General features: G+C 72.2%; 9 protein-coding genes. All 9 read right to left on the minus strand.

Annotation, left to right across the window (positions count from 1 at the left end; genetic code table 11):
- Position 1: 1 nt before the first annotated feature.
- Genes AB0D74_RS01955 through asnB form a run of 9 tightly spaced genes read right to left on the minus strand, consistent with a single transcriptional unit; the run spans position 2 to position 12,842 of the window.
- Positions 2–649, minus strand: a complete 648-nt coding sequence (locus AB0D74_RS01955) for a PIG-L deacetylase family protein (RefSeq protein ID WP_362579267.1) — start codon at positions 647–649, stop codon at positions 2–4.
- Positions 646–1,440, minus strand: coding sequence for a sugar phosphate nucleotidyltransferase (locus AB0D74_RS01960; RefSeq protein ID WP_362579270.1), 795 nt, complete (start codon positions 1,438–1,440; stop codon positions 646–648). Before AB0D74_RS01960 ends, AB0D74_RS01955 begins: the two co-directional genes overlap by 4 nt.
- The gene (locus tag AB0D74_RS01965) at positions 1,437–2,684 is read right to left on the minus strand and encodes a class I SAM-dependent methyltransferase (protein ID WP_362579273.1); all 1,248 of its coding nucleotides are present in this window, start codon (positions 2,682–2,684) and stop codon (positions 1,437–1,439) included. Before AB0D74_RS01965 ends, AB0D74_RS01960 begins: the two co-directional genes overlap by 4 nt.
- Positions 2,681–3,922 carry a glycosyltransferase gene (locus AB0D74_RS01970; RefSeq protein ID WP_362579276.1) on the minus strand — a complete coding sequence of 414 codons (1,242 nt, stop codon included), beginning with the start codon at positions 3,920–3,922 and terminating at the stop codon, positions 2,681–2,683. Before AB0D74_RS01970 ends, AB0D74_RS01965 begins: the two co-directional genes overlap by 4 nt.
- A gap of 2 nt (positions 3,923–3,924) precedes the next feature.
- Positions 3,925–5,190 (minus strand): O-antigen ligase domain-containing protein, encoded by a 1,266-nt coding sequence (locus AB0D74_RS01975; protein WP_362579279.1) that lies wholly within the window; start codon positions 5,188–5,190, stop codon positions 3,925–3,927.
- 1 nt (position 5,191) lies between these two features.
- Entirely contained in the window at positions 5,192–6,733 is a 1,542-nt protein-coding gene (locus AB0D74_RS01980) for a right-handed parallel beta-helix repeat-containing protein (RefSeq protein WP_362579282.1), read from the minus strand.
- A 7-nt stretch (positions 6,734–6,740) separates the two neighbouring features.
- The gene (locus AB0D74_RS01985; protein ID WP_362579285.1) at positions 6,741–8,690 is read right to left on the minus strand and encodes an alginate lyase family protein; all 1,950 of its coding nucleotides are present in this window, start codon (positions 8,688–8,690) and stop codon (positions 6,741–6,743) included.
- Positions 8,687–10,891, minus strand: coding sequence for a bi-domain-containing oxidoreductase (locus AB0D74_RS01990; RefSeq protein WP_362579288.1), 2,205 nt, complete (start codon positions 10,889–10,891; stop codon positions 8,687–8,689). The genes AB0D74_RS01985 and AB0D74_RS01990 overlap by 4 nt, the downstream gene beginning before the upstream one ends.
- 16 nt (positions 10,892–10,907) lie before the next feature.
- Positions 10,908–12,842 carry an asparagine synthase (glutamine-hydrolyzing) gene (gene asnB / locus AB0D74_RS01995; protein WP_362579291.1) on the minus strand — a complete coding sequence of 645 codons (1,935 nt, stop codon included), beginning with the start codon at positions 12,840–12,842 and terminating at the stop codon, positions 10,908–10,910.

Raw genomic sequence — 12,842 nt, forward strand, 5'->3', positions numbered from 1 at the left:
TTCAACCCCCCAGGTTGAGCGTGAGTTTGGTGACGGCGAACGCCTCGGCGTAGCGCGCGTGGCATTCGATGCCCCGGATCCGGGCGAGGCCCAGGAAGGCCTCCCGGTCGTACCAGGGCCGGTGCCGCTGCGAGGGATAGTGCTCCTGCAACAGCCGCACCTTCTGTTCGGCGGTCTCCGTGGCCAGCGGCTGGTAGGCGGCCGGCCGGCCGAGGTCGCCGTCCCACTTGACGATCTCGTAGCCGAGCACGAGGTGGTCGCGGAACGCGGTGGTCATGAGCTTGGCCAGGCCGCGGTGGTCCTGGTGGGCGTCGTCGGTGCGCGGCGCGAGGACCAGGTCCGGGTCGGTCTGCGTACGCAGTTCCTCGACGGCGGACTTGGCCTCCTCCCAGTGGGCCGGGAACCGGCCGTCCGGCAGCTTGTGCACGGTCAGCCGCAGGTCGGCGCCCGGGCAGAAGGCGGCGAGCGCGGCCCGCTCCTCCTGCTCGCGCTCGCTGCCGCCGCCGGTGAGCACCAGGGCGTCGACCCGGATGCCCGGCCGCGCCCGGCAGAGCGTCAGGAGTGTGCCGCCGGCGCCGATGGCGATGTCGTCACAGTGCGCGCCCACCGCGACGATCCGGTCCAGGGGGCCGGCCCCGAGCCTGATCACGCGCGGGCTCCGGCCCGGTCCCGCTCCCACACGGCCCACGGGCGGTCGCCCCGGGTGTAGGCCTCGTCGAGCGCGGCCCGTTCCTTCACGGTGTCGGTCGGCTTCCAGAAGCCGCGGTGCTGGTGTGCCACCAGCCGCCCCCGCTTGGCCAGTTGGGCGCATCCGTCGGCGACGAGGTCGCCGTTCTCCGGTATGTGGTCGAAGACCTCCTGGCGGAGCACGAAGTAGCCGCCGTTCTCCCACAGCGGCAGTTCGCTGACCGCGGTGATGCCGCCCACCAGGCCGTCCTCGCCCAGCTCCACGCAGTGGAACGACGACTGCGGCGGGACCACCATCATCGACGCCCCGGCGTCGCGTGCGGCGAACCGGTCGATCATCTCCGGCAGCGGGGCGTCGGTGAGCACGTCGGCGTAGTTGGCGAGGAACATCTCGTCGCCGTCGAGGTGGTGGCGGACCCGGCGCAGTCGCTCCCCGATGGGTGACTCGATGCCGGTCTGCGCGAACGTGATCGTCCAGTCGGCGATGTCGGTGGACAGCAGCTCGGTCTTCCCGCCCCGCAGGACGAAGTCGTTGGACGTCGTCTCCTCGTAGTTGAGGAAGAAGTCCTTGATGTGGTGGGCCCCGTACCCGAGGCACAGGATGAAGTCGGTGTGCCCGAAGTACGCGTAGTAGCGCATGACATGCCAGATCAGCGGTCTCGGGCCGACCATGGCCATCGGCTTGGGCACGTCGTCGGAGGTTCCGTTGCGCATCCGCATCCCGTAACCGCCGCAGAACAGGACGACCTTCATGCTGTGACCTCTTTCGCGGCCTCGACGATGCTCAGTTCCGGGATGGGAAAGACGAGCCGGCCGCCCCACTCGTGCACGAAGGCCAGCTGCTCGGTGAGTTCGGCCCGCAGGTTCCACGGGAGGACGAGGACGTAGTCCGGCTTGTCGGCGGCGATCCGCTCGGGCGCCAGGATCGGGATGCGGGTGCCCGGGGTGAACCTGCCGTGCTTGTACGGGTTGCGGTCGACGGTGTAGGCGAGCAGGTCGGGGCGGATGCCGCAGTGGTTGAGCAGGGTGTTGCCCTTGCCCGGGGCGCCGTAGCCGACGACCGTCTCGCCGCGCTCGGCCGCGTCGATGAGGAACCGGAGCAGGTCCCGGCGGACCTTGGCCACCCGGGCGGAGAACTCGGCGTACCCGGACAGCTCCTGGAGTCCGGCGGCCTTCTCCCGGTCCAGTACGTCGGTCACCCGCCGCGTCGGCTCGCCTGCCGCCTCGGCCGGGCGGGCCCACAGCCGGACGGAGCCGCCGTGCGTGGGCAGCAGCTCGACGTCCACGAGCGTGAGTCCGCCGCTGGCCAGGGCCCGGATCGCGGAGGCGACCGTGTAGTACTGGAAGTGCTCGTGGTAGATCGTGTCGTACTGGTTGTCCTCGATCAGGGTCAGCAGGTGCTGCACCTCGATCGAGACCCAGCCGTCGTCGGCGACCAGGGCGCGCAGCCCCTGGGTGAAGCCGACCACGTCGGGGATGTGCGCGTACACGTTGTTGGCCACGACCAGGTCCGCCGGGCCGTGCTCGGCGCGGACGGCCGCACCGGTCTCCGGGGAGAGGAACTCCGTGAGCGTGGGCACCCCCGCCTCCCGTGCCGCGCCGCCGACGTTCACCGACGGCTCGATGCCGAGGCAGCGGATCCCCCGGTCCACCACGTGCCGCAGCAGGTACCCGTCGTTGCTCGCCACCTCGACCACGAAGGCGTCGGGGCCGAGCGGAAGCCGCTCCGCGGCGCCGGCGACGAAGGTGCGCGCGTGCTCCACCCAGGACGTCGAGTACGAGGAGAAGTACGCGTACTCCTTGAACGTCTCCTCCGGCGTGATCAGCGGAGGTATCTGCGCGAGCCAGCAGTCGGTGCAGACCCGCAGGTGCAGCGGGTACGCCGGCTCCGGTTCGTCCAGTCGGTCCGCGGCGAGAAAGCTCTCACACGGCGGCGTCGCCCCCAGGTCGACGACGCTCGCCAAGGCTTCCGAGCCGCAGAGTCGGCATCGTGTCATGTGCTGTCCCCATCCCCCCTGCCCGCGCGGGTGTCCCCGCCACGAGCCTGTGCCGACCGTCCCGCGATCGCGGTGCGGTACTCCTCCAGCAGGCGTGCCAGGCCGACGGCCGGGCTGAAGCCCTGCTCGTAGCGGCGGCGGGCCGCCTGGCCCATCTCCCGGTTGCGGTCCGGTCCGGACGCGATCCGGCGTATGCAGGACGCGAGCGAACCCGCCTCGCCGGGCCGGTGCAGCAGCCCGGTGACCCCGTCCTCGACGAGTTCGACGAAGGCGCCGTGGCCGGCGGCGACGGTCGGCACCCCGGCCGCCATCGCTTCGACGACCACCAGCCCGAACGCCTCCAGCCACGTCGAGGGGGCCACCACGGCGACCGACCGCTCGATGGCCTTCCGGCACTCCGCCGTGTCCAGCAGGCCGACGTAGCGCACGTCGTCCCGGTCCGCCGCCCAGGCGGCCACCTCCGGCTCCAGCGGCCCGGTTCCGGCGATCACGAGCGGTACGCCCACCCCGCCGCCGGCCGCGATCTCGTCCCACGCGGCCATGAGCAGCCGTACGCCCTTGGCCTCCGCGAGCCGGCCCAGGTAGAGCAGGTGCTCTCCGCCGCCCTCCCGGCAACTGCCCGGATCCGGCACGAAGTTGTGCTTCACGGCCAGTCGCTCGGCCGGCATGCCGGAGCGCACCAGGACCTCGCGCTGGGCCGCGGAGATGCAGAGGAAGCGCTCCACTCCGGACCACCACCGCCGCCGGTTGACCGACAGGCTGACGGCGAGCGGCACCGTCGCGAGGCGGGAGCCCCGGTAGCAGCCGTGCCGGACGGCGGGCAGCGGTGCCGAACCGACGCACTCGGTGCACGGCCGACCGTCCCGCTGCAGGGTGCCGGGCGGGCAGACCTGGGTGTAGTTGTGCAGTGTGGCGACGGCGGGCACCCCGGCGTCCGCGCACGCGGCGAGGACCGCGGGCGACAGGAGCGGGAAGACGTTGTGGACGTGCACCACGTCCGGCCGCTCGGTGCGCAGCCGGGCGGCGAGTTCGGTGCGGACGGCCGGGTTCCAGGGCACGAGGAGCGGCACCGCCACCTTGCCGGGGAGCGACCGGGCGGCGATGTCGTCGCTGCGCCGCTCGAACAGCCCGACCCGGTGGCCGGCCGCGCGCAGCAGCTCCACCTCCTGGTCGACGACCTTGTTCTCCCCGCTCGGCTGCGCGGAGCCGTAGCGGTTGTGCACCACGAGGACGTGCATGGTCAGGCCACCTCCGTTCCCTGGGTCGTCCGCCGCGGGAGTGCGGGTGTCGGGGCGGGGGCCGCCGCGGCGGGTGTCGCCAGCAGCGAGGCGGCCAGGGCCAGATGCAGCAGGTACGGCGAGGCGTCACCGAGTCCGGCCTCGGTGTACGAGGCGATCGCGCAGTAGCTGATCAGGAAGATCGCACAGGCCCGCTGGAGCGACGGCGGCCTCAGCAGCGCGACACCGCCCAGCACGCAGAGGATCACCGCGACGAGGGTGACACCGGCCAGGCCCTGCTCGTTGTAGACCGCCAGCCAGCTGTTGTCGATCGGCAGCCCGCCGAACGACTTGTCGCCCAGACCCACGCCGAGGAACTTCTCCGAGGTCGTCCGGGGCGCGGCCAGGAGGGCGTCCCAGACCTTGGCCCGGCCGGTGAGGCTGGAGAAGTTCTCCTTGGTCTGTCCGCGCAGGAACCACGTCTGCAGGGCGCCGGCGAACCCGACCGCGGCCACCGCGGCGAACATCACCGCCCAGGTGAAGAAGCGGCGGGCGGCCGAGCTGGTCAGGACGAGCGAGCCGATCGCCAGCGCCAGCCCGAGCAGCAGGCCGAGCGTGGCCGTCCTGGTGTGGGTCAGCGCGAGCAGGACCAAGGACGGCACGATGACCGTCGCGGCGCTCCTGCGGTCGGTCCGGCGGCCCAGGAGGAGCAGGGCGGTGAGCCCGATGATCACCGCCGCGTACTGCCCGATCTGCGGCGGGGTGAGCGGCCAGAGCGCGCCGACCAGCCGGCCGCCGTAGAGGTCGGGCAGGGCCGCGCCCGGTGACACGACGAGGCCGGCGGCCACCGACCCGAGGACCGCGAAGTACGCCCGGATGTGGTAGCGGACGAACGTCAGGCTGCCGTCCCACCAGCGGCTGAGCAGCCACAGGGTGCCGACGAAGAGCGTCAGCCGGAAGCAGCGGAACAGCGCGCCGAACCCGGACTCCAGGTTGGCGCTGGAGATCACGCTCGTCACCAGCAGCAGGGTGAGCAGGAGCAGGTAGGCGCTGGGCCGGATGCGGAGCCGGACGTTGACCACGAGCGCCAGCGTGAACGCGGCGACCAGGGCGCCCATGGTGACCATCTGGATGAGGGAGCGCGGCAGCGGGACGATGGTCTTCGCCCCCGCGGAACCGAGCGTGTTGAGGACCAGCAGTCCCCAGACGATCCCGACGATCTTCGGGGTGCCGGAGCTGCTCGGCTGGTCGGCGCCGTGTTCCCTGTCCACCTCGACCTGTCTCTTCATCTCAGCCACCGGCCCCTGAGTCGAGGGTGCTGCCCGCGTCCTGGCCGTAGTCCGGGCCCTGCCACTCGTCGAAGTCGAGCACCCGGCTCGGGTCGTAGGCGACGAACTCCCACGGTCCGAGGTAGACGTTGTCGTGCCAGCGGTTGTCCTGCTTGTGGGTGATCGCCTCGGCCACCTTCTCGCCCTTGTACGGGGACCAGTCCGGATAGGTGCCGTAGTTGGACAGCACCGCCATGCGGTCGCACATCTCGGTGCACCTGACCACGGACTCGTCGAGCACGAACCGGTTGTCGTGGATGTCCACCCGCTGGGTCTTCCACCGGCAGTCGGCGTAGAGCGGTGCCTTGTCGATCGCCGGCTTCGTGCAGCGGTGGGCGTTCTTCACCAGCAGCGTGCAGTCACCGGACGAGGTGTTGGCCGGACTGTTGCAGAACCGGTCGGCGTTCTCCCACAGGGTGATCCCGGACCAGTTGTTCTCGAACACGTTCCGGTAGATCGCGATCTTGTCGGTGCGGGCCCTGACCCGTGGTTCGCCGCCGGACTCGGACAGGTAGACCGTCGCGTACGGGAAGTTGTCGCCGCGGTCGGCGTACCTGCGGCCGTCGACCCAGTTGTTCCGCCGGATCGTGTTGTTCCGGATGACCGCGTTGTAGCTGGTCTCGTAGATCAGCGCGGCCCCGTCGTTGGAGTCGAGCACGTTGTCCTCGATGAGGAAGTCGTTGTTGTCGGTGTCCGCCCACAACCCGGCCCCACGGTTGTCGTGCACCCAGTTGCCGCGGATGTCCGCGCCGTCGACGGCCCAGAACTTGATGCCGCCGGTGCAGCCGCAACCCTCTTGGCGCCGTTCCCAGTTGCCGGTGTTGTTGCCCGTGATCTCGTTGTCCTCGACCACCAGGCCGGTGATGCCGCCGCCGCCCTTGTACGCGTTCATTCCGTACTGTCCGTTGTCGCGCAGGCAGCTGGCACGGACCTGCTGGCGGGCGCCGGCCATCAGCCCCGCACCGGAGTTGTCCTGGATCGTGGTGTGCTCGATCACCCATCCGTCGGCCGAGTCGTGGTTGACCACGCCCTCGTTCAGCGGGGCGACGAAGTGCTGCACGGTCAGGTAGCGGATGGTGACGTCGCCGGCGGTGCCCGCGAACGCGTACTGGTTCTTCTTCCCGCCGTCGAGGACCGCACCGGGCGCACCGAGGTAGCGGTCCCCCTTCTTGGGGATGACCTGGGCGTAGCGGTCCGGGGCGAGCCGGTGCGTGCCCGGCCGGAGCCAGAACGTGGTGTTCGCGGGGCTGTTCCTGGTCTTGGCCGCCAGGTCGCCGACGACCGCGGGGTCGACGGTGACCGCGCCCGCGGGTGCCTTCGCCGGACCGGGCGCGGGGTTGGCGCACACCCGGGCCACCGCGCGGGCCGCGGACGTGGACGTGGACGGTGCGGCGGTCGGCTCCGCCGCACCGCCGCCCGACGTGCTGTCGCAGCCGGTCGCCGTCAGCAGGGCCAGCGCCAGCGGTGCCGCCGCCAGCACCCAGTGCCGCCTCTTGATCACCACGTGCCCCCTAGCCGCCGAACCTGAGCACGGTGGTGAACCCGGCCGCGCCGTCGGCGGGGCTGGTGCCGGTGCCGATCAGCGTCGTGGTGGGTTCCTTGCGCCCGAAGCCCGCGGAGTACCAGCCCAGCGGCGGGTCGGTCTCGCCGCGGTGCGCCTGCCAGGACAGCTGCCCGGGCAGGTCGAGCACCGCGGAACGCCCCTCGCCGTCCCGGATCCAGGTGAGCACCGCCCGGCTCCCCACCAGGTCCGCGGCGATCTCCGGGCCGAGGTGGAACGCCAGCCGCACGGTCCGGCGCGGCCCGTGCACCTCGTCGACCAGCTTCAGCTCCTGGCTCGCGGCCGTCAGCTCCACCCGGCGGCGGTGCACGGAGCCCTGGTACCCGTCGTGCTCGGCGCACCAGGCGGCCACGTCACCACCGGAGGGTTCCGCGGCCAGGACGCGGGTGCGGGCCTGCCGGGTCCACAGGAACGGGCCGCCGGAGACGGACTGGTCGGTGCCGTCCAGTTGGAGCGTGTTGTGGCCGAGGGTCGAGCGGAAGTACTGCCGCCACGCGGGCTGCCCGTGGTAGCAGAAGGTCCCCGGGTCGGCGAGCACGTCGACCCCGTCGTGCCGGACCTCCACGGACAGCGCGTCCGCGTGGGCGTGCGCGGCGATGGAGAGGAAGCCGTGCGGACCGCCGTCGCAGCGGCACCAGATCTCCTCCGGGCCGCGCAGGATCGTCATGCCCGCGTCGGCGAGGTGCGCCGGCCGGACCGCCGGGCGGGTCACGGACAGTCCGGTGGGCTTGAGGAGCGCGGCCAGCAGCGGGGTGCGCACGTCGGTGCCGGTCACCGCCGGCCACCAGTCGAGGCGGCCGAACACGGCCTCGCCGGTGGCCAGGAGCGAGGCCCAGCGGTCGGTGCCCGCGCCGTCCACGACCAGGCCGTGCCCGTCGTCGGCGTCCCCCTGGCGCGGTGGCCGCAGCCGGTTGTCCACGACGGCCGCGAGCGCGTCGGTCATCCGCAGCAGTACCAGCCGGACGGACGCCGGGACCGGCACGCCCGCGGCGTCCGCCTCGGCCACCGCGGCCAGGCCCAGTTCCAGTACGAGTCCGTGGTACTCGCTGGCCAGCTCGCGGTTGAGGCCGGAGCCGAAGGTGTTGGCACGCAGGTGCCGCTCCAGCGACCGCAGCGCGTCGGCCCGCCAGCGCCCCGAGACGGGGAACCAGCCGAACGCGCAGGACGCCGCGAGCTGCCCGGCGGCCTCGGCGATGACGTGGTTGTTCGCCGAGGATCCCCGGCTGGGGAAGGCGGCCAGCCAGCGCTGGTGGTGCCAGATCTGGTTCAGCGCCACCGGGTTCTCCTCGAACAGCCCGGCCGCGCCCGGCCAGTCGTCGAGCAGCCGGCGGATCCACACCCAGGACAGCAGCCGGATGCCCAGCTCGATGCCGCTGATCCAGTGCACGCCCCGCAGCGGCGGGTTGGCCGTCCACCACGACCGCAGGTGCTCGGCCACCCGCTCGGCGTACCGCTCGTTCCCGGTGACCGCGTAGGCGGCGGCGAGCACGGTGAGGTACTGGTGCCGGGAGAGCTCCCAGATCTGCTTGATGTCCCCGACCGCGTCCTCGTCGCGGTACGGCACGTCGAAGGCGTAGCCCCACGGCGCCCGGCGCCCGGTCTTCGGGTCGCACCACCAGTCCGGGTCGGTGAGGTCGTCGCGGACCACCCCGAAGTACTCGACGTGCCCGTACATCAGCCGGTCTGCCTCGGCGACGAGGCGCTTCGCGGCGTCCGCGGGCACCGCGGCGAGCGTCCCGGCGGGCAGGACGGCGGTGAACCGGGCTCCGGTCACGCTCGGGCAGTCGGGGCGGGCGGACCGCCACCGCCGTCTGCGCACGGTGTCGCCCACCCGGCCCGCGACCTCGCTCGGTCCCATCCGGGAGAGGCGTCGCAGGTACCAACTCGGACTCATGGTCATCGTGCCCGCTCCAGCGTCACCGGCGCACCGGAGGCCAGGGCGCTCCGCACGGCGAGGGTGGCCGCCGTGGTGGCGACCAGCGACTCCAGCGGCACGGGCATCGGCCCGCCGGTCCGCACGGCCTTGACGAACGCGGCGAGTTCGGCGTTCTGGCCCTTGTCGCGTGCCTTCGGCAGCCGCGAACTCACCCAGCGCTTGCGGCCGTAGACCGAGGCACGGACGAAGTCGTCGAGCTTGAGCACCTTGCCGTCGGCGACCAGGTCCAGGGTCTCCTTGGGGAAGCCGGGCGCGCCGGTGGTGACGTAGCTGATGGTGGCGGTGGATCCGTCCGGGTAGCCCAGCACGATCTGCAGGTCCTCGTTGCCGGACGGGGCGATCGCGTACACCGAGACCGGGTCGGCCTCCAGCAGCCAGCTCGCCGTGTCGACGAAGTGGCCGCCCTCGCCCTCGAACCGCGAACCCTGGGTGCCCTGTTGGAGGTACCAGCTGCCGTGCTGCAACCGGCCCGCGTTGACCAGGTAGCGCAGGCTCGCCGGTCCGGTCCGGGCGCCGAAGCGCTCCTTGGCCTCGGTCAGCAGCGGTGCGAACCGGCGGTTGAAGCCCACCTGGAGGCGGTCGTTGCCGGACTCCTCCACCGCCGCGAGGACGCCGGCCAGTTCGTCCTCGGTGAGGGCCAGGGGCTTCTCTACGAACACCGCCTTGCCGGCCAGCAGCGCCCTGCGGGTCAGTTCGGCGTGCGAGCTGTGCCGGGTGACCACGAACACCGCGTCGATCGACTTGTCGTCGAGCACGGCGTCGAGGTCGGTGGTCGCCTCGCCGAAGCCGAACTTCCGCTGGGCGTTGGCCGCGGAGAGCGCCGTCGTGGTGACGACGGTCGCCAGCTCGACGCCGTCGCGCGGGGTCAGGTGCGGCAGCAGCATCGACGTGGCGTAGTTGCCCGCGCCCACGAACGCGAGGCGCACCGAGGAGTTGACGGCCCGGACCGGGGCGGGCGCTCCCCCGCCGCGGCGCACCGCGGGCACGGCCACCGACGGGGCCGCCTCCGCCTCCCCGTCCGCCGTCCCTTCCTCCGCCGGCTGTTCGGGGTAGCGGAACAGCACGGCCACGGCCTTCAGGTCGCCGTCCTTGAGCCGCCGGTACGTCTCGACCGCGTCCGCGAAGTCGGCGACGTGCGAGACCAGGGGCTCCACGTCGACCCTGCCGCGGGCGACGAGGTCGAGGAAGCAGGCAAGGTTGCGGCGCTCGGTCCAGCGCACGTAGCCGATCGGGTAGTCGCGTCCCTCCAGTTCGTACTCCGGGTCGTAGCGCCCGGGGCCGTAGCTGCGGGAGAAGCGGACGTCGAGTTCCTTCTCGTAGTACGCGTTCCACGGCAGGTCCAGGCGGCACTTGCCGATGTCGACGACCCGGCCGCGGTCCCGGCAGAGCCGGGCGGCCAGCTCGACGGGCTGGTTGCTGCCGCCGCCGGCGGCCAGGTACACCTGGTCCACGCCGTGTCCGTCGGTGAGTTCGGCGACGGCGGCCTCCACGGCCGCGGACGCGGGGTCGCCGCAGGCCACCGCGCCCAGCCGCTCGGCGAGTTCGCAGCGCGTCGGGTCGGGGTCGGCGCCGACGACGCGCACCCCGGCGGCGGTCAGGAGCTGGACCACCAGCTGCCCGATCAGGCCGAGGCCGATGACCAGGGCCGCCTCGCCGAGCTGCGGTTCGCCCTGGCGGACGCCCTGCATCGCGATGGACCCCACGGTGCCGAAGGCGGCGTGGCGGGGCGCGAGTCCGTCCGGTACCGGGGTGTAGAGGTTCTTCGGCACCCAGTTCAACTCGGCGTGCAGCGCGTGCTCGTTGCCGGCACAGGCCACGAGGTCGCCGACCTTCACGTCGTCGATGCCGGCGCCGACCTGCTCGACCACCCCGCACAGCGAGTAGCCCAGCGGCGTGTAGGAGTCCAGCTTGCCCATCACCTTGCGGTAGGTGGCGGGCAGCCCGTTGGTGGCCACGCTCTGCATGACCTTGGCCACCTGGTCCGGGCGGGAGCGGGCCTTGCCCAGCATCGACATGCCGGCCTCGGACACCTTCATCAGCTCGGTGCCGGTGGAGATCAGCGAGTAGGCGCTGCGCACCAGCACGCCGCCCGGCTTGCACCCCGGCACCGGAACGTCGAGCACCGCCAGCTCGCCGCTCTTGTAGTTCTGTACGACCTGCTTCACCGAAGTCCCCTGATTCCTAAGCCGTCATCCGAGTGCGCTGGCCGGACCCGGAGGTCGCGTCGCGATACCAGTACTCGAGGGTCAGTACGTGCCACAGATGTTTGGAGAAGTCCCGCTGCCCGGCGGCGTCCTCGGCGACCATGCGCGCGAGTGCGTCCCGGCGCAGGAACCCGGAACGGACGAGTTCGCCGTCCTCGACCACCTCGCGCACCAGCGGTGCCAGGTCCCGGCTCATCCAGGCCCGCAGCGGGGCGCTGAACAGGCCCTTGGGCCGGTACACGATCTCCCGGGGCAGGACCGAGACGGCCGCCTCCTTGAGGACGGCCTTGCCCTGCCGTCCGACGATCTTGCGGTCGCCGGGCACCGCGAACGCGGCCCTGACCACCTCGACGTCCACGTACGGCACGCGCACCTCGGTGGAGGCGGCCATGCTGGAGCGGTCCGTGTACGTGAGGTTCAGGCCCGGCAGGAACATCCGGGCGTCGGTGAGGCACATCCGGTTGACGAAGTCGTCGAGGTCGTTGTCCTCGTAGACGTCCGCGTGCTCGGTCAGCACGTCGTCGACCGTGCCGGCCAGGTCCGGATCGAGCAGGGCGAGCAGCTCGTCCTGGTCGTACATGGTGTAGCTGCGCCGGAAGGCGGTCTCCTCCGGCAGGCCGGCGAAGGAGAGGAACCGCTTCGCGAAGCGCACCGACCGGTATCCGCGGCGGCTGGTGGCGACCGGCAGCCGGTCCACGGCCGCGGACACCCCGCGCCGCAGGGGCCGCGGGACCCGCTGGTAGCGCAGCGCGATCAGGTTGGCGAGGTGCTTGCGGTACCCGGCGAACAGTTCGTCCGCGCCCATCCCGGAGAGCATCACCTTCACCCCGGCCTCGCGTGCGGCCCTGCAGATCAGGTACGTGTTGATCGCGGCGGGGTCGCCGATCGGCTCGTCCAGGTGGTACGTCATCTGCGGCAGCAGGTCGAGGACGTTCGGCGCGATCTCGATCTCGTGCAGGTCGACGCCGAACCGTTCGGCGACCTGCCGGGCGTAGCGGAGGTCGTCCGGCATCGCCTCGAACTTCGCGTCCTCGGCGCGGAACCCGATCGTGTAGGCGGAGATCCCCGGCTGGTGGCGGGCCGCGAGCGCGGTCAGGTAGCTGGAGTCGAGGCCGCCGGAGAGGAAGGTCGCCACGGGCACGTCGGAGAGCAGGTGGCGGCGGGTCGACTCCTCGACGATCGCGGCCAGGTCGGGCCGCTCGCCGGCCAGGGCCCGCTCCCGGCCCTCGGCGGCGACGTCCTTCAGGTTCCAGAACCGGCCGCGCTCCACCCGGCCGTCGGGCCGGCACCGCAGCCAGCTCCCCGGCTCCAGCTTCTCCGCCTCGCGGAACGCGCACCGGGAGTCCGGCACCCAGTAGTAGAGCAGGGAGGCGACCAGCGCCGCGTCGTCCACCTCCAGCGAGCGGCCGGTCGCGACGGAGAGCGCCTTGAGCTCGGAGGCGAAGACCAGGCCGCCGCCCCGCCGGAGCAGGAACAGCGGCTTGATGCCGAGCTGGTCGCGGGCGAGCACCAGGTCGCCGGTGCGCTCGTCGAAGATCCCGAAGGCGAACATGCCGCGCAGCCGGGGCAGGCAGTCGGTGCCCCAGCGTCGCCAGGCCTCCAGGACCACCTCGGTGTCGGAGGTGCCGCGGAAACGCACCCCGCCGGCTTCCAGCTCGGCGCGGAGTTCCGGGGCGTTGTACAGCTCGCCGTTGTACGTCAGGACGAGGCCGTCCCTGGCCATCGGCTGGGCGCCGGTGTCGGACAGGTCGATGATGGCCAGCCTGCGGTGCCCGAGGTGCACTTCGCCGTCGCCGACGGAGTGGCTGTAGCGGCCCGACCCGTCCGGACCGCGGTGGGCGAGGGTGTCGGTGAGCCGGTCGGTCACGAGCTTTCCGTCCGGCCACCGGTAGGTGCCTGCGATGCCGCACAT

Source organism: Streptomyces sp. NPDC048278, assembly GCF_040652195.1.
In the GTDB taxonomy this organism is placed as follows: domain Bacteria; phylum Actinomycetota; class Actinomycetes; order Streptomycetales; family Streptomycetaceae; genus Streptomyces.

Coding starts and splice junctions, on each gene's coding strand:
- AB0D74_RS01960 (WP_362579270.1), bottom strand. CDS start 1,440: ATGAAGGTCGTCCTGTTCTGCGGCGGTTACGGGATGCGGATGCGCAAC.
- AB0D74_RS01965 (WP_362579273.1), bottom strand. CDS start 2,684: ATGACACGATGCCGACTCTGCGGCTCGGAAGCCTTGGCGAGCGTCGTC.
- AB0D74_RS01970 (WP_362579276.1), bottom strand. CDS start 3,922: ATGCACGTCCTCGTGGTGCACAACCGCTACGGCTCCGCGCAGCCGAGC.
- AB0D74_RS01975 (WP_362579279.1), bottom strand. CDS start 5,190: ATGAAGAGACAGGTCGAGGTGGACAGGGAACACGGCGCCGACCAGCCG.
- AB0D74_RS01985 (WP_362579285.1), bottom strand. CDS start 8,690: ATGACCATGAGTCCGAGTTGGTACCTGCGACGCCTCTCCCGGATGGGA.
- asnB (WP_362579291.1), bottom strand. CDS start 12,842: ATGTGCGGCATCGCAGGCACCTACCGGTGGCCGGACGGAAAGCTCGTG.